16 protein-coding genes are annotated in these 21,760 nt (G+C 63.2%); 3 read left to right on the top strand and 13 right to left on the bottom strand.

Translation table 11 applies throughout. From position 1 onward, the window contains the following. Positions 1 to 2 precede the first annotated feature (2 nt). Positions 3 to 716, top strand: coding sequence for a hypothetical protein (locus ASC83_RS22400; protein ID WP_056067725.1), 714 nt, complete (start codon positions 3 to 5; stop codon positions 714 to 716). A 71-nt stretch (positions 717 to 787) separates the two neighbouring features. Here ASC83_RS22400 and ASC83_RS22395 read toward each other — a convergent pair whose 3' ends face one another. The 3 genes from ASC83_RS22395 to ASC83_RS22385 form a co-directional block, all read right to left on the bottom strand. Then, on the bottom strand, positions 788 to 3,949 hold the full coding sequence (locus ASC83_RS22395) for an EAL domain-containing protein (RefSeq protein WP_056067723.1): 3,162 nt from the start codon (positions 3,947 to 3,949) through the stop codon (positions 788 to 790). 406 nt (positions 3,950 to 4,355) lie between these two features. Continuing rightward, positions 4,356 to 4,781, bottom strand: a complete 426-nt coding sequence (locus ASC83_RS22390) for a thioesterase family protein (protein ID WP_056067722.1) — start codon at positions 4,779 to 4,781, stop codon at positions 4,356 to 4,358. A gap of 20 nt (positions 4,782 to 4,801) precedes the next feature. Further along, positions 4,802 to 5,584 (bottom strand): SDR family oxidoreductase, encoded by a 783-nt coding sequence (locus ASC83_RS22385; protein WP_015014335.1) that lies wholly within the window; start codon positions 5,582 to 5,584, stop codon positions 4,802 to 4,804. Between the two features lie 139 nt (positions 5,585 to 5,723). On the opposite strand from ASC83_RS22385, the gene ASC83_RS22380 reads away from it, so the two are divergent. Beyond that, positions 5,724 to 7,424: an electron transfer flavoprotein-ubiquinone oxidoreductase gene (locus ASC83_RS22380; protein WP_056067720.1), complete on the top strand. Its 1,701-nt coding sequence runs from the start codon at positions 5,724 to 5,726 to the stop codon at positions 7,422 to 7,424. Positions 7,425 to 7,506: 82 nt separating this feature from the next. On the opposite strand, the gene ASC83_RS22375 is transcribed toward ASC83_RS22380, so the two are convergent. From ASC83_RS22375 to ASC83_RS22330, 10 genes are all read right to left on the bottom strand, one after another. After that, complete coding sequence (locus ASC83_RS22375) at positions 7,507 to 9,180, bottom strand: methyl-accepting chemotaxis protein (protein ID WP_056067717.1); 1,674 nt, start codon at positions 9,178 to 9,180, stop codon at positions 7,507 to 7,509. A 138-nt stretch (positions 9,181 to 9,318) separates the two neighbouring features. After that, positions 9,319 to 12,972 (bottom strand): hydantoinase B/oxoprolinase family protein, encoded by a 3,654-nt coding sequence (locus tag ASC83_RS22370; RefSeq protein ID WP_056067714.1) that lies wholly within the window; start codon positions 12,970 to 12,972, stop codon positions 9,319 to 9,321. A 51-nt stretch (positions 12,973 to 13,023) separates the two neighbouring features. Beyond that, the gene (locus ASC83_RS22365) at positions 13,024 to 13,572 is read right to left on the bottom strand and encodes a hypothetical protein (protein WP_056067712.1); all 549 of its coding nucleotides are present in this window, start codon (positions 13,570 to 13,572) and stop codon (positions 13,024 to 13,026) included. Positions 13,573 to 13,603: 31 nt separating this feature from the next. Continuing rightward, positions 13,604 to 14,569, bottom strand: a complete 966-nt coding sequence (locus ASC83_RS22360) for a TRAP transporter substrate-binding protein (protein ID WP_056067709.1) — start codon at positions 14,567 to 14,569, stop codon at positions 13,604 to 13,606. A 42-nt stretch (positions 14,570 to 14,611) separates the two neighbouring features. Beyond that, on the bottom strand, positions 14,612 to 15,910 hold the full coding sequence (locus ASC83_RS22355) for a TRAP transporter large permease (RefSeq protein ID WP_192421486.1): 1,299 nt from the start codon (positions 15,908 to 15,910) through the stop codon (positions 14,612 to 14,614). A gap of 21 nt (positions 15,911 to 15,931) precedes the next feature. Next, positions 15,932 to 16,441 carry a TRAP transporter small permease gene (locus ASC83_RS22350; protein ID WP_056067705.1) on the bottom strand — a complete coding sequence of 170 codons (510 nt, stop codon included), beginning with the start codon at positions 16,439 to 16,441 and terminating at the stop codon, positions 15,932 to 15,934. A gap of 111 nt (positions 16,442 to 16,552) precedes the next feature. Next, complete coding sequence (locus ASC83_RS22345; RefSeq protein WP_056067704.1) at positions 16,553 to 17,518, bottom strand: TRAP transporter substrate-binding protein; 966 nt, start codon at positions 17,516 to 17,518, stop codon at positions 16,553 to 16,555. Between the two features lie 25 nt (positions 17,519 to 17,543). Next, on the bottom strand, positions 17,544 to 18,338 hold the full coding sequence (locus ASC83_RS22340; protein WP_056067839.1) for a putative hydro-lyase: 795 nt from the start codon (positions 18,336 to 18,338) through the stop codon (positions 17,544 to 17,546). 305 nt (positions 18,339 to 18,643) lie between these two features. Next, positions 18,644 to 19,555 carry a LysR family transcriptional regulator gene (locus tag ASC83_RS22335; protein WP_056067702.1) on the bottom strand — a complete coding sequence of 304 codons (912 nt, stop codon included), beginning with the start codon at positions 19,553 to 19,555 and terminating at the stop codon, positions 18,644 to 18,646. Between the two features lie 253 nt (positions 19,556 to 19,808). Continuing rightward, positions 19,809 to 20,267, bottom strand: coding sequence for an Lrp/AsnC family transcriptional regulator (locus ASC83_RS22330; protein ID WP_056067700.1), 459 nt, complete (start codon positions 20,265 to 20,267; stop codon positions 19,809 to 19,811). Positions 20,268 to 20,714: 447 nt separating this feature from the next. Here ASC83_RS22330 and ASC83_RS22325 point away from each other — a divergent pair, with 447 nt between their 5' ends. Then, on the top strand, positions 20,715 to 21,686 hold the full coding sequence (locus tag ASC83_RS22325) for a TRAP transporter substrate-binding protein (RefSeq protein ID WP_056067699.1): 972 nt from the start codon (positions 20,715 to 20,717) through the stop codon (positions 21,684 to 21,686). The last annotated feature ends 74 nt before the right edge of the window (positions 21,687 to 21,760 follow it).

The raw sequence follows: 21,760 nt of genomic DNA, 5'->3' as shown, positions 1-21,760 counted from the left end.
CCATGCGCTCCGCACGAACGATCTGGCTTTGGGTGCTGGCCGCGCCTGCGGTACAGGCCGCAGGGTTTGGGCCACCGGAGGGCACGCTGCCCTTTCACCCTTTGACTGTGGCCGTGCCCGCTGGCGCGCTGTCGCCGTTGCGGTCCGCCTCGCTCTTCCGCGAAGAGTCCAGCACGGGGGCGGCGCCCACTTACTACCTCGGTGCGGGCGTTGCAGGCTCGCGCCTGCAAATCCCTGACTCGCCGGGCGCTACGGCGTGGCAGGTCGTACCCACCGCCGATTGCGTACGCCTGGAGCCCGTGCCCCCCGCACTGCTGCACACCCCGTCCGTGCAGGCAGTGCTGGTGCAACAGAATCCGCTGCCCATGGAGTGCGCTGCGGCCTTCGAGGGGAGCTGTACCAGCCGTGACGACAAACTGCGCATCGCCACGACCTTCGAGGGCCGGCGCCGCGCGGCGCGCGTGGGTGGCGGCTTTTTCGGCACCGAAGGCACCATAGAGACCACCTTCTACACGGGTGTGCGCACCCTCAGCATCGAACACCTGCCCAGCCGTCTTGTGCTGCGCATGCAAGAACGCCTGAACAACAGCAACGGCTACAGCGCACCGCAGACAGCCATCCGTTATTTGCCAGAACTGCAGCGCCTTTTGCTGCTGGGCGCCTCAGAGGCACAGGGCATGCCTCTGGCGCAATGTGTTGCCCTGCCCCCACGATAAAGGTCGTCCCACAGCGACTCAACGGACCGATACCCGCGCGATGCTCCGCATGACCTCAGGACCTCAGGACCTCAGGCCGGCAAGTCTGTATCGGTCTCGCGCACCCAGGGCTGCTGCGCCTGCCACTGGTCCAGCCAGCCCGGTACCTGCTGCGCGGGCATGGGCCGCGCAATGCCATAGCCCTGGCCCAGCACACAGCCCATGGCCAGCAGCATGCGGCCGTGGTCCACGGTCTCCACACCTTCGGCAATCACCTTGCGGTTGAACGCTTTGGACAGGCCCACCACACCCTGCACAATGGCCAGGTCGTCGCGGTCTTCGAGCATGTCGCGCACAAAGCTCTGGTCGATCTTGAGCAGCTCTGCAGGCAGCTTTTTCAGGTAGGTCAGCGACGAATAACCGGTCCCAAAATCGTCCAGAGCAAACCGCACGCCCAGTTCGGCGCATGCGTGCATCAGGCCAGATACCTGGGCCATGTCCTGCAACGCGCTGGTCTCCACAATCTCCAGCTCCAGCGCCGACGAAGGCACCGAGGGATGCGCTGCCAGTGCCTGGCGCAGCTTGTGCACAAAGTCCTCTTGCTGGAACTGCTTGGAGAACACGTTGACGCTGACCGGCATGCGCAGCCCCACCGCCAGCCACTGCGCCATTTGGGACAGGGCCATCTCCAGCACCCGCTCGCCAATCGCAATCGCCATATCGTGGTCTTCAATCACCGGCAGGAACTGGCTCGGGGCCAGCAGGCCCCGCTGCGGATGCAACCAGCGGACCAGCGCCTCCATGCCCACCACCTCACCTGTCTGCATGTTGACCTGGGGCTGGTAGTACAGCACCAGCTCCCGCTGAGCGATGGCGGTGGCAATCTGCTCCAGGCTTTCGCGCTTGATCCGGATGGCCGCATCGCTGGCCACATCAAACAGGTGGAACCGATTCTTGCCCCCCTGCTTGGCCAGGTACATGGCCTGGTCGGCATGGCGGATGAGCTGCTCCGAACTGGAACCATCCTGCGGGTAGATGGTGACGCCAATGCTGGCAGACACCTGCAGGGATTGCCCGCTTACCAGCAACGGCTCGCCCGCCACCTGCAACAGCCGCAACAGCAGGGGCTCGCAGTCCTGCTCGGCCGTCAGGTCGGTCATGACGGCCACAAACTCGTCCCCACCAATGCGCGCGAGCGTGTCGCCATCGCGCAGTGCAGACCGCAGCCGCTTGGCAATCGCCACCAGAAACTCGTCGCCCGCCGCATGGCCATACCGGTCGTTGATGTCCTTGAAGCCATCCAGATCCAGAAACGCCACCGCCAGCGACTTGTTGCGACGCACACAGTGCGCCATGGCCTGCTGAAGCCTGTCGGCCAGCAGAACGCGGTTGGGCAGGTGCGTCAGCATGTCAAAGTGCGCCACCTCGGCCAACTGCTCGTTGATGCGGCGCATCTGTGCATTGGCAGCCTCCAGCTCGGCCTGGCTGCGCAGGCGCTCCGTGATGTCGCGAACGATCATGCTGCTGTATTGGCGGCCTTCACTGTCGCCATAAATGCTGGAGCTGATCTCGGCGGTGAAGTGGCTGCCATCACCCCGGACCATGGTCAGCAGGCCGGCCGCCTGCCCCCTCTGCTGGCGCTGTACCAGCAACTCCTGCAGCCGGGGGTCGGCAGGGTCGGCCAGCCCCATGCGCCCCCGGGCGATGATTTGTGCCTCGCTCAGGTCAAACAGTCGGCAAGCCGCCTGGTTCACGGCCAGCACGGTGCCATCGGGCGAGGTCAGCAACACGGCGTCCATGCTGTTGTCAAACAGCGCCTGGAACTTGAGTTCGCGGTCCTGGAGTTGCGACGTCAGCTTGCGCCGCATGGTGATGTCGACAAAGGTCACCACGATCTTGTCGAGCTGTCCATCGGTGGTGAACCACGGGTCGGCCCGGCTCAGCACCCAGCAGATGCCGGCATCCTTGCCACGGACGATGCCTCCCACCACCCCGTTGACAGGTTCAAGGGTCGCAAGCACCCGGGAGGCGGGGTAGTCGGAAACCGGCATGACGGCCCCCTGCTCGTTCACGAAGGACCAGGCCGGGTCGATCAGCTGCTTGCCGGTCATCTGCTCAAAACTCAGCCCCAGCAGGTTACTGGCCTCGGCGTTGCACCGCACCACAGCGCCCGTCGCATCGTGGATGACCAGACCCGTCATCAGGTTGTCGATGAGGGAGCGCTGCTCGGTCTCGCTCTCACGCAGCACCCTTTCCACCGCCAGCCGCTGCTGCTCGGCTTCGTGCTCGCGGCGAGCGAGGCGCAGCGACACGAGCTTGATGAACACCAGCAACAGCGCCGTGAGCGCCAGGGGAGTGTCGATGCTGCGGGCCCAGACCTGAAAGAACCGACTCTCGGGCTGCCCGACAAAGACGGTCGCAGGGAGCCTGTCGAGCCGGTGGAACAGGTTGATGAAGTTCTGCCCCTTCAACAGCGCATTGGGTCCCTCGACCCGCCCTTGCAGGGGGAACTGGTGCTGCGCGAGATACCGTACCAGCACCCCGTCCCGACGCATGCCATACACCTCGTCCTTGGTGACCGTGGCGGGCACCGGAAAGCGGGTCATCAGGTAGCCGTCATCGCGCAGCACACCCACTGTGAGCTGCTGCACCAGCGGCGCGTCTTTCCAGAGCGACTCCAGAAAATCGACCGGAAACACATCTGTCAGCACCGCCCGGGGCTTGCCTTGCGCATCCCGCAGCACATAACGCAGCGTGAACACCCAGTCCTGGCTCTGCGCGTCGCGCTGGGGTCGTCCCAGGTAGATGTCGTGCTGGTCCTTAGCGTCCCGCGCAAAGTCTTGAAAGCCGGATTGATCCACCAGGCCGGATTGGCCGTTCCTGTCCGCCGCATGGGACGAGGCCAGCACCTTGCCGTTCGTTTCGCTCAGGGATATCTCGCTGACTTCGGGGCGGTGCTTGCGGTAGTCCGTCAGCAGTTGCTGCGCCAGCGCCAGGTTGTCGATACCACCGGGCGAGATGGCGATGGTTTCTGCCAGGCTGAACATGCCAGCGCGTTTGGAGAGAAAGAAGGTGTCCAGCGTCCGCGTCAGCAGCACCAGGTTGGACTGCATGTGCTCCTCTTCACGGTCCCTGACCTGCCCCCATTCGTCAAAGGCGTACAGGCCAAACATGAAGAGAACCGACGCGATGACCAGATTGGTCACCTTGTTGATGCTGCTGGCAGCCGCGCTTGCTGGGATGGTTGAATTCATTCAGAAAGCACAAAGCAGCACGTCGGTGCGGTGTTGGAAATCCCCTCCCCGGCTCTATTCGTTTTCTTCTATCGTTGCCGAAGTCATCCTAACAGGTAACAAAAAGAACAGGAGGTTGAATGAGAAGGCGCGGTATGGGGTCGGCGGTATGGGCACAGTGCTCCGCGCCTGGGTGCCTGTGGAGCCGTATTCACTGGCTACCGCAGGGCCACCAGCAGAGGGAAGAAGTGGCACGGGTGCTCGCAGAGGCTTGCCTTCCACTCTGTCGTCAAACCACCGGTGCAAATCGCCCAAAAACTATCTTTTTTATAGCAATCAAGGCATTTATCACGTGCGCTACCGGCCGAATAGTCCAAAAAATGAGCCACCAGCCCCCGCCACGGGGCTCAAGTGACGGGACGGACGGTCAGCTGGCAGTCACCAGCGTCCGCATCCAGTCGGGCAGCGGCGCGGCCTTCTGCTGCGGAAAGTCCACCCAGATCGTCGTGGCTCCGCCCGCTGCGCATATCACGCCCGGCTGGTCCACGCGCTCCATCGTGCCCCAGGTCTCGAACGTGGTGCGGCCCGGGTCGCTCACGTAGAGCTTGAGCAACACGTCGGCCGGGTATTCGAGCTGCTTGTAGAAATTGCAGAACGCATTGACGATGACAGGCCCCTGTCCGCGCGGGTCGGGGTTGCAACCCACCGACACCATCCACTCGATGCGCGCGGTTTCCAGGTAGCGGAAGTACACGGTGTTATTGACATGGCCCATCGCATCCATGTCGCCCCAGCGCACCGGGAACCGCATCTCAAAGACCAGCTTCTTGACCTCAGGGATTTCGATCTTCATACCCGCTCGTGCCCCAGGGATCAGACCGCGAAGCCGTCGTCGGCTGCGATCACCGCGCCATTCACAAAATGGCTCTGGTCGCTGGCCAGCATCACCAGCAGCGCATCCAGGTCCTGCGGCTGGCCCACGCGCTTGCGCGGCAGCATGTCCATGAGCTTTTTTCCCTGCTCGGTCTGCCAGTGGTGATGGTTGATTTCGGTGTCGATGTAGCCGGGGCAAATGGCGTTCACGTTGATGCCGAACCGGCCCCACTCCAGTGCCATCGCCCGGGTCATCTGCACCACGGCGGCCTTGCTCATGCAATAGGCGCCGATCTGCGGCAACACCTTGAGGCCCGCCATCGACGCGATATTGATGATGCGACCGCCGGTGAAGCTGCCCGGCGCTGCACCGCGGGAGCGGGCCAGCATGCGCTTGCCCACCTCTTGCGCCACAAAGAAGGCGCCCTTCACGTTGGTATCGAAGATGAAGTCGTAGTCCTCGGGCGTCACGTCCTGGATGCGCTGCGTGGTGCTCACGCCGGAGTTGTTCACCAGAATGTCGATGGAGCCCATTTCGGTCTCGGCATGGGCCACGGCGGACTTGATGGAGTCGTGGTCGGTCACGTCCAGCTCGATCACATGGGCGTCACCGCCCTCGCCTTCGATGCGCGCGCGCAGCTCCTTGAGTTTTTCCACCCGGCGGCTGGCCAGCACGACGCCTGCGCCAGCGCGAGCCAGGGTGCGGGCAAACTGCGCGCCCAGGCCGCTGGACGCGCCCGTGATGAAGGCCACGCGGCCGGACAAGTCGATGCTGTATGCCATTTAGAGTCTCCCTACTGATCAAAATAGAACGGTCGTTCGATTGTCTATATTCCGTGAATACAATCAGTCGCCAGACAGACAGGGCGCGGTCGGCGCTCTGTAGAAAATAATCCATTATCAAACGCCCGACGAGAAGCCCATGACCAACGAAGAAATCCTCGCCCAATACGGCCCCCGCGAATCCATGGAATACGACGTGGTGGTCGTTGGCGGCGGCCCTGGCGGCCTTGCCACTGCGATCCGCCTGAAGCAACTGGCGGCAGAAAAAGGCCAGGATGTCTCGGTGGTGGTGCTCGAAAAAGGCTCTGAACCCGGTGCGCACATCCTGTCGGGCGCCATCATGGACCCCAAGGCCCTCACCGAGCTGATCTCCGACTGGAAAAAGCGCGGCGCGCCCCTGAACCAGCCCGTCACCGACGACGCCTATATCTTCCTCAGCGAAAAGTCGGGCTTTCGCGTGCCCAACATGTTCCTGCCGCCGTTTGCCCACAACCACGGCAACTACATCATCAGCCTGGGCAACCTGACCAAATGGCTGGGCGAACAGGCCGAAGCCCTGGGCGTGGAGATCTTCCCCGGCTTCACTGCGGCTGAAGTGCTCTACAACGACAACGGCTCCGTCAAGGGCGTGGCCACCGGCAACATGGGCGTTGGCAAGGATGGCGAGCCCACCGAGAACTTCCAACTCGGCATGGAACTGCTGGGTAAGTACACCGTTTTTGCCGAAGGTGCACGCGGCCACCTGGGCAAGCAGCTGATTGCCAAGTTCCACCTCGACAAGGACCGCGACCCGCAGAGCTTCGGCATTGGCGTGAAGGAACTGTGGGAGATCGACCCCAAGAAGCACCAGCCCGGCTTTGTGATGCACACCGCCGGCTGGCCCATGGAGAACGACACCTACGGCGGCGCCTTCCTGTACCACCTGGAGGGCAACAAGGTGGCACTGGGCTTCGTCACGGGGCTGGGTTATGCCAACCCTTACCTGAGCCCGTTCGAGGAGTTCCAGCGCTGGAAAACGCACCCCAACGTCCGCTACTACTTCGAAAACGAGAAGGGCGAGATCACGGCCAAGCGCTTGTCCTACGGCGCACGTGCCATCAACGCCAGCGGCATCAACGCCCTGCCCAAGACCGTGTTCCCAGGCGGCGCCCTGGTGGGCTGCAATGCCGGCTACCTGAATGTCGGCCGCATCAAGGGCAGCCACGCCGCCATCAAGACCGGCATGCTGGCCGCCGAAGCCGCCTATGACGCCGTGGTGGCAGGCCGCCAGCACGACGAGCTGACCGCCTACCCCGAAGCCTTCGAAAAGAGCTGGCTGCACACCGAGCTGAACAAGGACCGCAACTTCAAGAACTGGTTCAAGTACGGCCTAACCGCGGCCACACTGATGAACGGTTTCGAGCAGTTCGTGCTGCGCGGCCACATCCCCTGGACGCTGCACCGCGACAAGCCCGACCACGCGTACCTGAAGCCTGCGGCCGAGTGCAAGCCCATCGTCTACCCCAAGCCCGATGGCAAGCTGACCTTCGACCGCCTCTCCAGCGTGTTCATCAGCAACACCAACCACGAAGAAAACCAGCCCGCCCACCTCACGCTCAAAGACCCGAGCGTGCCGGTCAACATCAACCTGGCCAAGTACGCCGGCCCCGAGGCGCGCTATTGCCCGGCGGGCGTGTACGAGTTCGTGCCCGACACCACCAAAGGCGGTGATGCCCAGCGCCTGCAGATCAATGCGCAGAACTGCGTGCACTGCAAGACCTGCGACATCAAGGACCCTACGCAGAACATCGTGTGGGTCACGCCAGAAGGCGGTGGCGGTCCGAACTATGCAGGCATGTGAGCACCATCAGAATTCATAGCATCTAGTGCTTAAAGGGCCTGCGCTGCAGGCCCTTTTTTATTGATGTCTCTGGCACTGGCGCTCACGCGGCTGCGCGTGTGAGCTGAAACTGCCCCATCGCACCCGCCAGCCGGTTGGCCTGGTCCTTGAGGCTCTGGGCCGCTGCGGCGCCCTGCTCCACCAGCGCGGCGTTCTGCTGCGTCATGTGGTCGAGCTGGTCCACCGCCTGACTCACCTGGCCGATCTGCGTGCTCTGCTCGCTGCTGGCCTCGTTGATCTCGGACATCAGCGTGGTCACACGCTCCACGCTCTGTACGATGTCGCCCATCGTGGAACCTGCTGTCACCACCAGCCGGGCGCCGTCGCTCACCTTGTCCACGCTGGTGGAGATCAGCGCCTTGATCTCGCGCGCCGCATTGGCGCTGCGCCCTGCGAGGCCCCGCACCTCGCTGGCCACTACGGCAAAGCCACGCCCCTGCTCGCCCGCACGGGCCGCCTCCACGGCCGCGTTGAGTGCGAGGATGTTGGTCTGGAAAGCAATGCCGTCGATGATGCCCACGATGTCGGCGATCTTCTTGCTGCTGGCATTGATCTCCTCCATGGTCTTGACCACCTGGTTGACCACTTCGCCCCCCTTGCTGGCCACTTCGGTGGCGTTCAGCGCCAGGGCATTGGCCTGGCGCGTGCTGTCGGCATTGGCGGCCACCATCTGCGCCAGCTGGGCAATGCTGGCCGCCGTCTGCTGCAGGTTGCTGGCGGCGTGCTCGGTGCGCATGCTCAGGTCGGTGTTGCCCGCTGCTACTTCGGAGCTGGCCACATGGATGGATTCGCCCGAGTCACGCACCTCGGTCACCACGTAGTGCAGCGACTCGACCATCTTGTCCAGCGCAGTGAGCAACTGGCCGATCTCGTCGGTGCGCTGGGTTTGCATGCGCACCGTGAGGTCGCCCCGCGCCACCACAGCAGCCGCCTCGGACGCCTGGCGCAGCGGCAGCACGATGGAGCGCCGCAGCAGCCAGCCAAACAGCGCCGACAGCGCCACCACCACCAGCACCGCCACGGCACTGATCCATTGCGCACGGGATGCATCGGCAATCATGCTGTCCCCCGCCTTCAGGGATGACTGCTCGGAAGCTGCGAGCAACTGGTCGATGGACCGCAGGTATTGGGTCAACGCGGCTGCGTGCTCCTGCAGCTCTTTCTGGCTGATGATCTTGGCTTCCAGGGCGTTTTGCACCAGTGCGTCCCGCAGCGCGGCATATTTCTGGCGTTCGGCCTGGGCCTGTGCCCACAGCGGCCTCGCGCTCTCGCTGGAAGACGCCTGCGCCAATGCCTCGTCGATGCGCTTGCGCATTGCGTCTTCGGCGGCGATCTGATTGCGCATTTCGGCCACCAGGGGGAACACATCGGACGACAACGTGGCCCGCAATGCAATCTGGCCGATATAGACCGACTGGGTTTTCCAGTCGCGCACGGTGCGTTCGATGGGCAGTTGCTCCGTGGTCAACAATGTGGCCTGACGGCTCGTGTCCTGCCCTGTGAGCCAGGTGGTGGCCCCCAGCAGCGCCACCGCAAAGCCCAGAATGCCAAAGCTGGCCGCCAGCTTTTGTCCCACGCTCAGAGTCCGGCGGTGCCGCGCAGGTGCAGGGCTCTGAGCGGCAGCGTCTGGCACGGCACGGCTGAACTCCGCGTCGGCCGGTGCGGCGGAGAAGGCGGCGCCGCCAGGCGCCCCGGATGTGGCGGGCAAATAGTTCATGAGCGTTCTCCTGTTTCATTTCCCGCACCGTGCGGGGGTCGAAGTCGGTGGTGACCAGCGCCGTGCGCCGTGCACCGTGCGCCCCCAAAGGCTCACAGCACACAACGCCTGCCCCACCGGGGTCAGCGGGCCATCACGTCAGGACGTGACACATTCGCCAAAGCCACCACCGCCGGGGGTGGCGATCTCGAACACATCGCCGGGCTCCATCAGCGCTGCGCCAATGTGGCCCAGCTCCTCCACCTGACCGTTGGCACGCAGCACGCGGTTGGCACCAGGCCTGCCGGGCTGGCCGCCCGCCATGCCAAAGGCGGGGTTCAGTCGCCCGTTGGACAAGATGCTGGCCGTCATCGCCTCCAGGAAGCGCACGCGCCGCACGCCGCCATCGCCACCCGCCCAGCGGCCTGCGCCGCCCGAGCCGCGCTGGATCTCGTAGCTGTCGAGCACCACCGGGAAGCGGAACTCCAGCACCTCGGGGTCGGTGAGGCGCGAGTTGGTCATATGGGTCTGGACCACGCTGGTGCCGTCAAAGCCGCGCACCGCCTGGCCCGACGCGTCCAGCACCGCACCCGCACCGCTACCACCGGCAATGGTTTCGTAGTACTGGTACTGCGCATTGCCGAAGGTGAAGTTGTTCATGGTGGGCTGGCTGCCCGCCATCACGCCCAGGGCGCCAAACAGCGCATTGGTGATGCAGGTGGAGGTCTCCACATTGCCTGCCACCACCGAGGCCGGCGGGTTGGGGTTGAGCATGGAGCCTTGCGGAATGATCACCTGCAGGGGCTTGAGGCACCCGGCATTGAGCGGGATGTCGTCGTCCACCAGCGTGCGGAACACATACAGCACGGCCGCCATGCACACTGCGCGCGGGGCGTTGAAGTTGTTCATCTGCTGCGGGCTGGTGCCTGCAAAGTCGATGACCGCGCTGCGCTCGGCCACATTGACCTTGACCGACACGCTGATCTGCGCGCCGTTGTCCAGCGGCAGGGTGAAGCTGCCGTCCTTGAGCTGGGTGATCACACGGCGCACCGACTCTTCGGCGTTGTCCTGCACATGGCACATGTAGGCCTGCACAACATCCAGGCCAAACTGGTCCACCATTTTCGACAGCTCCTGCACGCCTTTTTCGTTCGCCGCGATCTGTGCGCGCAGGTCGGCCAGGTTCTGCTGCGGGTTGCGGCTGGGGTATGGCGTGGTGCCGCCGCCCGTGGCCAGCAGGGTGCGCACCTCCTCTTCCAGAAAGATGCCCCGGTCCACCAGCTTCACGTTGTTGATCTGCACACCTTCTTCATCAATGCGCGTGGAGAACGGTGGCATGGACCCCGGCGTGGTGCCGCCAATGTCCGCATGGTGGCCCCGGCTTCCCACATAAAACGTGGGCTCGTTGCCCTCGGCCACGTACACCGGGGTGATCACTGTCACATCGGGCAGGTGGGTGCCGCCGTGGTACGGGTCGTTGAGCATGTACACGTCGCCCGGGTGCATCTTGCCCGCGTTCTCGCGGATCACGGTCTTGATGCTCTCGCCCATGGACCCAAGGTGCACGGGCATGTGGGGCGCGTTGGCAATCAGGTTGCCGGCCGCATCGAACAGTGCGCAGCTGAAGTCCAGACGCTCCTTGATGTTGACCGAATACGCCGTGTTCTGCAGCTGCAGCCCCATCTGCTCGGCGATGTTCATGAACAGGTTGTTGAACACCTCCAGCAGCACCGGGTCCACCGTGGTGCCTGCGGCGTACTGCACCTTGCGGGCGGTGACGCGGTCCAGCACCAGGTGGTCCAGGTCGGTCAGGCGCGCAGACCAGCCGGGCTCCACCACGGTGGTGGTGTTCTTCTCGGCAATGATGGCCGGGCCGGGGATCACGTCGCCAGGGTGCAGGTCCTCGCGCACCACCAGGGCCGCATCGTGCCAGGCGCCGCCCGAGTACATCTTGACCACCTCGCGCTGCGGGTGCTTGCGGTGTGGGTGCACGGGCAGGCGCGGCTCGGCGGGGGCGTCACCGGCAATCATGGCTTCGACCGACACAGCCTCCACCACCAGGCCCTTGCCCGCCATGAGGAACGCAAAACGCTGGCGGTAGGCGGCCTCAAAGGCCGTCTGGATGCTGGCCATGTCGCCAAAAGGCACCACCAGAGCCGAGTCGGTGCCCTCGTAGCGCACATGCACGTTGTGGCGTACCTGCACCGGGTTCGCACTGACCTGTTGGCGCTCCAGCTCGGCCTGCGCGGCAGAACCCAGCGTATCCAGGCGCTCAGCGATCAGTGGCAGGGATTCAGCCGCCAGCGGCATCTCCACCGCCTGCTCGCGGATCACGGTCTGGTCGGCCAGGCCCATGCCGTAGGCGCTGAGCACCCCAGCCAACGGGTGTACAAATACGCGCGACATGCCCAAGGCATCCGCCACCAGGCAGGCATGCTGCCCACCGGCGCCACCAAAACACTGCAGGGTGTAGCGCGTCACGTCGTAACCGCGCGCCACGCTGATCTTCTTGATGGCGTTCGCCATCTGCTGCACGGCAATCTGGATGAAGCCTTCGGCCACTTCTTCGGGCCTGCGCTGCGTCTGCGAAGCAATTTCTTCAAATCGCGCGCGCACCGCATCGGCGTCCAGCGTTTCGTTGGCTGCGGGGCCGAACACACTGGGGAAGTAACGGGGCTGCACCTTGCCGACCATCACGTTGGCATCGGTCACAGCCAGGGGGCCGCCGCGGCGGTAGCTCACCGGGCCTGGATTGGCGCCTGCGCTCTCAGGGCCGACGCGAAAACGAGCACCGTCGTAGGCCAGCACCGAGCCACCGCCAGCCGCCACCGTGTGGATGCTCATCATGGGGGCGCGCATGCGCACACCGGCCACGTGGGTCTCAAACTCGCGCTCGAACGCACCGGCGTAGTGGCTCACATCGGTGGACGTTCCGCCCATGTCAAAGCCGATGACCTTTTCGTGTCCGGCCAGGCCCGCCGTGCGCGCCATGCCCACAATGCCGCCTGCGGGGCCGGAGAGGATCGCGTCCTTGCCCTGGAAGGTGCCTGCGTCGGTAAGACCACCGGAGGACTGCATGAAGAACAGCTTGACGCCCGGCATCTCGCTGGCCACCTGCTCCACGTAGCGGCGCAGGATGGGAGACAGGTAGGCATCCACCACCGTGGTGTCGCCCCGGCTCACGAACTTCATCATGGGGCTGGTTTCATGCGAGGCGCTGATCTGCGTGAAGCCGACCTCCTTGGCAACACGCTTTGCCGCCTGCTCGTGTTGCGTGTAGCGATAGCCGTGCATGAACACAATGGCCACGCTGCGCAGCCCGCGCCCGTACGCCGCCAGCAGGTCACCCCGCAGGGTGGCTTCGTCAAGGTTCTGCAACACATCGCCATGGGCGCCCATGCGTTCGCGGGCCTCGATGACTTCGGTGTAAAGCAGCTCGGGCAGCTGGATGTGGCGGTCAAACAGGCGCGGGCGGTTCTGGTACGCGATGCGCAACGCATCGCGAAAGCCGCGTGTGGTGACCAGCAGCGTGGGCTCGCCCTTGCGCTCCAGCAGCGCGTTGGTGGCCACCGTGGTGCCCATCTTCACGCACTCCACCAGCGCGGGCGTGACGGGCTCGCCAGGCTTCAGGCCCAGCAGGTGACGAATGCCTGCCACGGCCGCGTCCTTGTACTGCTCGGGGTTCTCGGACAACAATTTGTGGGTGGTCAGCGATCCATCGGGCCGCTTCGCCACGATATCGGTGAAGGTACCGCCCCGGTCGATCCAGAACTGCCAGCGTAGGGTGTGCGTTTGGGGTGTGATGGTGGTCATGGTGTAGTGGCTCCGAGATAAAAAAAATTGAAAGAGGTGGTGGCGGTGTGGCTAGGCCATGGCAACGCTGGCGGGTGCCAGCCTTTGCATGACCTGCCACACGGCAGGAATGGGGGGAGCGGAGGCAAGGGCCAGCTCGACGGGGCACCAGGGGCCCGCCAAGGACGCGGCCCAGGCCATCACGGGCAAGATGTCTACCGGCGGGAGGGTCTGCATGGTGTCGATCACGATGCGCAGCTCTTGCGCCAGGCGGTTGCCGGGAGCAAATCGCCAGTGGTATTGGCCGCCAGTCACGCACACGGCGCGGTTGTCCTTGGCCGTCATGGCAGACAGCCACAGGCAGTGAAAGTCTGTGCAGGCCGGTGCCGGGGGATCGGTCAGGCAAAAGGTGTAGGCGTTTTCATAGGCGCGGCCAAAGTTGCGCACCAGGGTCTCGGCAATGGCCTCGCGGCCCAGGGTGCATGCCGGGGTCTGCCCGTCGCCCTGGAGCATTTCCATCTGCAGCAGCGCGCCACCGGCAAAGGCTTGCGCGATGAGGTGCGGGCGATTGAGATCCTTGGCGCGCAGGTACATCTCGATGGTGTCCGAGGGCGTGTGCATGGTGCTTCTCCTGAAAGACGTGCAGGAAAGTTCAGCGCTGCGTGTAGTACGGGATGAAGATCTGGTTGGCCTCGCTGCCCACCGAGCGCACCCACTCGCGCGAGAACCGTTCGCCCAGGCGCTTGAGTTCGGCATCAAAATCCGCTGGCGCACGATCCACCTTGATGCCCTTGCGCTGCAGCTCGGTCACCGACTCTTCGGCCACCGCAGCGCTCATGGCCCAGCCGCGCGTCTCTGCCTCGGCGGCGGCCTTGGTCACCGCCTGGCGTGCGGGTGCAGGCAGTGCGTCAAAAGCCTGCTGATTCACAAACACGATGTTCTTGGGAAACCAGGCGTTGATGCCGTAGTACTGCTTGATCTGTCCCCAGACCTGGTTCTCGACCCCGGTGAGGGCTGAGGTGATCATGGAATCGAGCTTGCCGGCCGACAGAGCCTGGTTGACTTCCACCATGGGCACATCCACGGGCGTGGCGCCCAGCAGTTCGGCAATGCGCACGGTCCCGGGGTTGTAGGTGCGCATGCGCGTGCCCTTGAAGTCGGCGGACGAGCGCACGGGGTTGATCGAGAACAGCCCCTGCGGCGGCCAGGGCACGGCGTACAACGCTTTGAGCCCCTTGCTGGCCATGTGCGACTCGATCAACGGCCGCTGCACGTCCCACATGCGCCGCGCGTCGGCATAGCTGCGCACCACAAAGGGCACGGCATCCGCCCCGGCGATGGGGATGTCCCGCACCAGGTTGGTCATGATGGTCTCTCCCGCCTGGGCCTTGCCCTCCTGCACGGCCTGGGGGATCTCGTTCAGCTTGAACAAGGCGTTGTTGGCGTGAACCTCGATGCGCAACGCACCGGCCGAAGCACGCTCCACATCCTGCGCAAACTGCACGAGATTGCGGGTATGAAACGACTCCGCGCGGTAACCCGTGGCCAGCTTCCACTGGGTCTGGGCGTGCAGCACCGGGGCCACGGCGAGCGCGGCCAACAACACCAAAGTTTTCATGGGGAACTCCTGCGCGGACGTTTCAGGCGTGGGTGCTGGGGGTCAGCCCTGCATCTGGCGTGGCAGCCAGAGCACGACATCGGGCACGAAGTACGTCATCACGACGGCCACAATCATCAGAGCGAACAGAGGCAGCGCCGTGCGTGCGATCCAGGTCACTTCGCGCCGCGTCATGCCCTGCAACACGAAGAGGTTGAAGCCCACAGGCGGCGTGATCTGCGCCATCTCGACCACCAGCACGATGAAGATGCCGAACCACACCAGGTCAAAGCCTGCAGCTTCCACCGTGGGCAGCAGCACTGCGATGGTCAGCACCACCATGGAGATGCCGTCCAGGAAGCAGCCCAGCACAATGAAGAACACGATGAGCAGCAGCATCAGCGCAAAGGGCGACAGGTGCAGCGCGCCGATGAACTCGGCCAGGTGCCGTGGCAGGCCAATGAAGCCCATGGCCAGCGTGAGGAACGCGGCACCCGCCAGGATGAGGCCGATCATGCAGTACACGCGGCAGGCGGCGACCAGCCCTTCCTTGAAACGCTCCCAGTTCAGCGAACCCTCGATCTTGGCCAGGATCAACGACCCGGCCACACCGAGCGCCGCAGCTTCGGTGGCGGTGGCAATGCCGCTGTAGATGGCGCCCAGCACCACGACGATGAGCGACACGACCGGAATCAGGTGGCGGGACGCATACAGCTTTTGCACAAAGCTGAGACGGGCGTCAGGCGCAGGCACCTTGTCTTTGTTGAACAGGGCCCACACGATGATGTAGCCCATGAACAGCGCAGCCAGCATCAGCCCCGGAATCACCCCTGCCAGGAACAGCTTGGAGATCGAAACGTTGGCCGCCACGCCATAGACGATCATGATGATCGACGGCGGAATCAGCAGACCCAGGGTGCCCGCACCAGCCAGCGTGCCCACGGAGATATCTTCGGGGTAGCCTCGCTGCTTGAGTTCAGGCAGCGTGATCTTGCCGATGGTGGCGCAGGTAGCGGCCGATGAGCCCGAGATCGCGGCAAAGATGGTGCAGCCCACCACATTCACATGCAAAAGGCGGCCTGGTAGGCGCTCCAGCCACGGCGCCAGGCCCTTGAACATGCTGCTTGACAGCTTGCTGCGGAAAAGGATCTCGCCCATCCACAAAAACAGCGGAAGAGCCGTCAGCGTCCAGCTGGAGGTAGACCCCCAGATGGTCAGCATCATGCTGTCGCCCACCGGGCGGTTGGTAAAAAACTCCATGCCGACCAAGGCCACTGCCAGCAGTGACAGGCCGATCCACAGGCCCGATCCGAGCACTGCGAACAGCACCACGATCAGACCCAAAGCAATGATGACGTCCATGATGAGTTCTCCTGGATCGGGTTATTCGGAACGGGCTGCTTCGGACACAGCCATGAACGCCACACCCTGGAAGCGCAGCACCAGCGCATGGGCAAACGCCAGCGCAAAGCCAATACAGCCCATGGCCATGCTGATCTGGGGAATCCACAGCGGCGAGGCGTCGGCTGCCGGCGAGATGTCATGGGTGATGTAGGAGATCCACACCGACCGCACGGCATAGCAGGCGATGTACACGGACAACACCAGCGCACTGACCAGGCAGAACCACTCGAAGGCACTGCGCCAGCGGGCGGGCAGCCTGTCCAGGATGAGCGTCACGCGGATGTGATCGCCGTTTTGCAACGTGCTGGGCAGCGCAAAGAACAAGGCGGCGGCAATGGCGTAACCCGCGTAAGCGTCGAGTCCGTCGATGTTGAGGTGGATGACTTCGCGGGCAAAAACGCCCAGCGTGACTGCGCCGAACGCGGCCAGCATCGACAGGCCGGACAGCAGCATCAGCAGCCTGTAGAAATTTCGGACGAGCTTGTCCATGGCGTACTCCTGTAACGCTTGAAAAAGAGGGGGAGCGGTAATGAAATTGCGGGGGTAGCGCGCGGTGCGCTACCCGGCCCCGTGGGGGCCTTCAGACATGTTCAGAAGTGACTACTTCTTGCGGTAGGCGTCGATGATGGCCTGCCCCTCGGCACCGGCCGATTTCACCCAGTCGGCAGTCATGGATTCGCCGATGCTCGCCAGCTCCTTCTTGATGGTGTCGCTGGGCTCGGCCACTGTCATGCCCTTGGCCGACAGCTCCTTGATGAATTCCTTGTCCACACGCTCGCTGGTGGCCCAGCCGCGTTCTTCGGCGGCAGCTGCGGCTTTGAGCACGGCATCCTGCAGGGGCTTGTCGAGGGCGTCAAAGGCCTTCTGATTCACCACCGTGGCATTGCGCGGCAGCCACGCGCTGACGGGGTAGAAGTACTTGACCTGCTCATACAGCTTGGACTCCACGCCGCTGGCGCTCGACGTCAGAAAGTTCTGCACCGTGTTGGTCGCCAGGGCCTGGCCCAGCTCCGACAGCTGGATCGTCACGGGCTGCGCCTTGAGCAGCTGGGCAATGCGCGTGGTGGCAGGGTTGTAGGCGCGCATCTTGGTGCCCGCAAAGTCTGCGGGCGTGCTCACCGGCTTGAGCGAATACAGCGACTGGCCGGGCCATGGCACCGAGAACAGCACCTTCACGCCCTGTGCGGCGAGCAGCTTCTCTTGCGCGGGCTTGGCGGCCAGGTACAGGCGTTTGGACTCTGCATAGGTGGTCGCCAGGAAGGGGATGGAGTCCACCCCAAACAACGGGTTCTCGTTGGTGGCGCCCGACAGGATGAACTCTGCCGAAGGCACCTGCCCGGTCTGCACCGCACGCTTGATCTCGTTGGCCTTGTACAGCGAACCACCGGGGTGCAGGGTGATCTTGAGCTTGCCGCCAGTGAGCTTGTCCACTTCATCGGCGAACTGCTGCACGTTTTGCGTCTGGAAGCTGTTAGCACCGTAGCCGGTGGGCAGGTCCCACTTGACCTGGGCCTGGGCCGCACACACGCTGAGGACAGCCGTCATACACAGTGCAAATTTTTTCATGGGGAGACTCCTGGGGGTAAGCCGCTTAGAAGCTGGCAAGTTGGTGGTTAAGAAGATCGGTGACCAGCATGCAACCCGGGGCGTGGGTGATGCAGAAGGCCGGCTGGGCATTGAGGATGGCCGATTGCGGTGTCACGCCGCAGGCCCAGAAAACAGGGATCTCACCGGGCATCAGCGCCACGGCATCCCCGTAGTCGGGATGGGCCAGATCGGCGATGCCGATGAGTGCCGGGTCACCGATATGCACAGGCGCGCCATGCACATTGGGAAACCGCGAGGTGACCTGTACAGCCCGAATCACATCTGCTGCCGGCATGGGACGCATGGTCACCACCATGGCGCCACCAAAGGGGCCAGCGGGCTCGGTTTGCACATTGGTGCGGAACATCGCCACGTTCTTTCCTTCGTCAATATGGCGCAGGCGGATGCCTGCCTCGATCAACGCGGACTCGAACGAGAACGAGCAACCGAGAACGAAGGTGACCAAGTCAGATCGCCAGAGGCTGGCGATGTCCGCCACCTCTTCCGACATTTCACCGTGACGCCAGATGCGATAGAGCGGCACATCGCTGCGGATGTCGATATCTTTGCCCAGTGAAGGCAAGGTGAACTGTCCGGGCTCGCTGACCGCCAGCACAGGGCAAGGCTTGGGGTTGCGTTGACAGAACCGGAGGAAGTCACTGGCAAGCACCTCGGGGAGGATGACCACGTTGCCCTGGACATGGCCATCCGCGAGACCACTGGTATGCGATGTCCACAGGCCCTTGCGGATGGTGTCACGGACATGGATCGGGTTACTGGCACCTTCGGAACCAAACACCGCGAGCGAATTTTCTTGAACGAAGTCCACCGTTTTTCCTTGCATTGAGAAATGTCAATTGCATGACGTTGGGCAGATTGTGTTGGGCGGTGATAGCCCCTGGCAAATTCAAAAAATTTCTATCAGCTCATCGATTTTTTCCATGCACTTCATTGGGGAGAGTCGAACCAACTTGGTGCCGAGGGAAAACCCTAGGAGGGAATTTACGGGTAAACCCTGGCACCAACGAATCCTTGGATTGCAGGAAAAAATGGCATGCGCTGCGCACACCCGACAGGGTGCACCGAAGCTTTTTGACGAAAGGCTCAGCCCTTGCGAGGGCGGCGGGCTGGCGCGGGCTGTTGCTGTTCAATGAAGTCCAGCGCCGACCGCACCACGGCCTCCATGGCGGGTGACGAGGGGTCTTCGCGGTAGCTCACATGGATGGGCAGCGGCCGCAGTGCGGTGTCGCAAGCCAGTGCACGCAGGTCTGGAAACGCCAGCAGGCGCTGCACTGCCAGGCGCGGCAAAGTGGCCACACCAAAGCCGCCCTGCACCAGCTGCACCATCGCAGAAATCGACGAGATGGTGTGCACGCAACGCGGCTCCACCTGGGCCTGGCGCAGCGTGTCGAGCAGGGACACGTGTGGCTGCGAGCCACGTTGGAAAGTCAGGATGTCAGCGCCTGCAAAATCTTCCAGCGCATAGCGGCGCTTGCGGTGCGTTTTGCTGTTGCCCACAAACACCATCTCCATGGGCGTCACCGCCTGGCTGCGGATGCCATCCGCGGCCGCCGGCAGGGCTGCGAAAACGGCATCCAGCGTGCCGCGGCGGATCTGGTCGAGCAACACGGGGGTGGTCTCGACCGTCAGCTCTAGCTCCAGCAACGGGTTGTCCTTGCGCAGCTGTTCCACCCACGGAATGAGCCACGAGTGCAGTACCGATTCGATGGCGCCCAGACGAATCGATACTTCCAAAGGGCCGCCTGATCCCATCTCGGTCTTGAGCTGGCGCTGTAGCTCCAGCATGCGCTTGGCGTACACCAGGAACCGGGCACCGGCCACCGTGAGTTTGAAGTGCTTGTCACGCCGGTCCAGCAACAGCACGCCCAGCTCCTCTTCGAGTGCGGAGATGCGGCTGGACATCGCGGACTGGGTCAGGAAAAGCTTCTCGGCGGCGCGTGTCACGCTCTTGAGAGAGGCCACCCAGTAAAAGGCTTCGACAAAACGCAGGTTCATGGTGTTTTTCGGAAGGGCTGGGTGTGCCTGTGTACCAACGGCTTTGCGCACTGCCCAGACGGGCGCACTGTGATGGTGCGCGGTGTCGGAATCCACATGCCTTTTTCCGGCAAACACCGCGCTGTAAAAGCCATTGTGCCGTCGCATTTCAAGGACACAACGCAGAACTGCTCGCAGTGGGGGCGCTTGCTAAAAGTGCGTTGCCAGTTTTCTGCAAGGAATCTGCGGCGTCTTGCCACGCCACATGACCGGCCTACCCGGTGAACAAGGGCAGGTCTGCCTTCTTCAAGGTCCGCAGCACAAAGCTGGAGCGGCTGTGCCGTATGCCTTTGATCTTGTAGAGCTTCTCGCGCAGCAGGCGCTCGTAATCGCGGGTGTCCTTGACGACGATGCGCAGCAGGTAGTCGTAGTCACCGGAGACCAGGTGCGCCTCGATCACTTCGGGAATGCTGGCCAGTGTCTCGCCAAACTTTTCGAGCGTGTTGTCGGAGTGGCTGTCGAGCGTGACCTGCACCAGCACCGTGTCGGCCAGGTCCAGCGACTGGGGGTTGATGCGCACCGTGTAGCCCTGGATGACACCGGCCTCTTCCATCTTTTTGATGCGCCCCCAGCAGGGCGACGGGCTCAAGCCCACGGCCTGCCCTATCTCTTGCAGGCTGGCGCGAGCGTTGGCCTGCAAGACAGCGAGAATTTTTCTATCCAGTCGATCCATCGGCCGGATTATTCAGCAAATCATGCGAATACAGAAAATTATTCTGCACATTCGGCGAAATGCACCAAGTTCAGCAAATTCATCTACAACACCCGGCGCATACTTCTTCCATCAAGGCGCTCTTACCGGAGCGCACAAATTGACAAGGCCCCGGCTGGTTACCGCCAGCACGGGGCCCTTGGCATTCCAGATGCCTCCCCAGATTGAATAGCCGCTTGCATCCGTCGGCGGCATGCGTCCTGTGTACGAACCTCGGCGCCCCATTCCAAAGAGGTGTCGCCAATGCAACTGCAAACGCGGGGTTGACCAGTTGATAAGCACGCTTACCAGCACAAACCCGGATGCCTGCGGCCATGCTGCACCGCCATAATTTGACTGAGGCCAGGGGTTGCTCTGCAAGGAGCCCAAGTGCCCCGTTCCCCTGCCCCAACATCAACAGGAGACACCATGCAATTGACCAAACTCGTCGTTGGACTGAGCCTTGCGCTCGGCTTTGTGGCCACCGCTGCTGCGCAGACCACTATGCGCATCAGCATCTCGACGGCCCAGAACTCCCACCAGGGTGTAGCCATCGACACGTTTGCCAAAGAGGTCGAAAAACGCACAGGGGGCCGTTACAAGGTACAGACCTTCTACAACGGTGCACTGGGTGGCGAGCGAGAGTCGATTGAAGCGGTGCAGCTGGGGACACAAGAGCTGGCGTTCAGTTCTACAGGCCCAGTGCCCAACTTTGTGCCTGAGACCAAGATCCTGGATGTCCCCTTCCTGTTCCGCGACAAGGCCCATGCACGCGCGGTGCTGGATGGACCCATCGGCCAGGACCTGCTGTCCAAGTTCGATGCCAAGGGTTTCAAGGCGCTGGCATGGGCCGAGAACGGCTTCCGCCACATGACCAACAGCAAGCGCGACGTGAAAGAGCCCGGCGACCTGAAGGGCCTGAAGATGCGTACGATGGAGAACCCCGTGCACATCGCCGCTTACAAGGGCTTTGGCATCATCACCACGCCCATGGCCTTCCCTGAAGTGTTCACGGCGCTGCAACAAGGCACGGTGGACGGTCAGGAGAACCCGCTGTCCGTCATCATCTCGGCCAAGTTCGATCAGGTGCAAAAGCACCTGACGCTCACCGGCCACGTCTATTCGCCCTGCATCTTCGTGATGAACAAGGCAGCTTTCGACAAGCTCTCGGCGGCCGACAAGCAGGCCTTCATTGACGCCGCCAAGGAAGGCACCAAGGCCAACCGTGCACGCGTGGATGAAGACGACGCCAAGGGCGTGGCCGACCTCCGCGCCAAGGGCATGACAGTGATCGACAACGTGGACAAGGCCAAGTTTGTGGCGGCACTGGCCCCCGTCAACGCCGAGTTTGAAAAGCAGTTCGGCAAGGCTGCCATCGACAAGATCCGCGACGTCAAATAATTCTGTTCATTGCTATTAACTTTGTAGCCGACAACGCCCGTAGCCATTGCGCTATCGGGCGTTTTTATTCTTGA

It is taken from the genome of Acidovorax sp. Root402, from assembly GCF_001425125.1.
Lineage (GTDB): Bacteria > Pseudomonadota > Gammaproteobacteria > Burkholderiales > Burkholderiaceae_C > Acidovorax > Acidovorax delafieldii.
The sequence above is the reverse complement of the archived record's forward strand: the minus strand, read 5'-3'. Positions and strand labels throughout refer to the sequence as shown.

What these genes read in the sequence shown, in the direction of transcription:
- ASC83_RS22370 (WP_056067714.1), bottom strand. Translation starts at nt 12,972, where the DNA reads ATGACCACCATCACACCCCAAACGCACACCCTACGCTGGCAGTTCTGG.
- ASC83_RS22375 (WP_056067717.1), bottom strand. Translation starts at nt 9,180, where the DNA reads ATGAACTATTTGCCCGCCACATCCGGGGCGCCTGGCGGCGCCGCCTTC.
- ASC83_RS22385 (WP_015014335.1), bottom strand. Translation starts at nt 5,584, where the DNA reads ATGGCATACAGCATCGACTTGTCCGGCCGCGTGGCCTTCATCACGGGC.
- ASC83_RS22395 (WP_056067723.1), bottom strand. Translation starts at nt 3,949, where the DNA reads ATGAATTCAACCATCCCAGCAAGCGCGGCTGCCAGCAGCATCAACAAG.
- ASC83_RS22350 (WP_056067705.1), bottom strand. Translation starts at nt 16,441, where the DNA reads ATGGACAAGCTCGTCCGAAATTTCTACAGGCTGCTGATGCTGCTGTCC.
- ASC83_RS22355 (WP_192421486.1), bottom strand. Translation starts at nt 15,910, where the DNA reads ATGGACGTCATCATTGCTTTGGGTCTGATCGTGGTGCTGTTCGCAGTG.
- ASC83_RS22325 (WP_056067699.1), top strand. Translation starts at nt 20,715, where the DNA reads ATGCAATTGACCAAACTCGTCGTTGGACTGAGCCTTGCGCTCGGCTTT.
- ASC83_RS22400 (WP_056067725.1), top strand. Translation starts at nt 3, where the DNA reads ATGCGCTCCGCACGAACGATCTGGCTTTGGGTGCTGGCCGCGCCTGCG.
- ASC83_RS22380 (WP_056067720.1), top strand. Translation starts at nt 5,724, where the DNA reads ATGACCAACGAAGAAATCCTCGCCCAATACGGCCCCCGCGAATCCATG.
- ASC83_RS22390 (WP_056067722.1), bottom strand. Translation starts at nt 4,781, where the DNA reads ATGAAGATCGAAATCCCTGAGGTCAAGAAGCTGGTCTTTGAGATGCGG.
- ASC83_RS22360 (WP_056067709.1), bottom strand. Translation starts at nt 14,569, where the DNA reads ATGAAAACTTTGGTGTTGTTGGCCGCGCTCGCCGTGGCCCCGGTGCTG.
- ASC83_RS22330 (WP_056067700.1), bottom strand. Translation starts at nt 20,267, where the DNA reads ATGGATCGACTGGATAGAAAAATTCTCGCTGTCTTGCAGGCCAACGCT.
- ASC83_RS22345 (WP_056067704.1), bottom strand. Translation starts at nt 17,518, where the DNA reads ATGAAAAAATTTGCACTGTGTATGACGGCTGTCCTCAGCGTGTGTGCG.
- ASC83_RS22335 (WP_056067702.1), bottom strand. Translation starts at nt 19,555, where the DNA reads ATGAACCTGCGTTTTGTCGAAGCCTTTTACTGGGTGGCCTCTCTCAAG.
- ASC83_RS22365 (WP_056067712.1), bottom strand. Translation starts at nt 13,572, where the DNA reads ATGCACACGCCCTCGGACACCATCGAGATGTACCTGCGCGCCAAGGAT.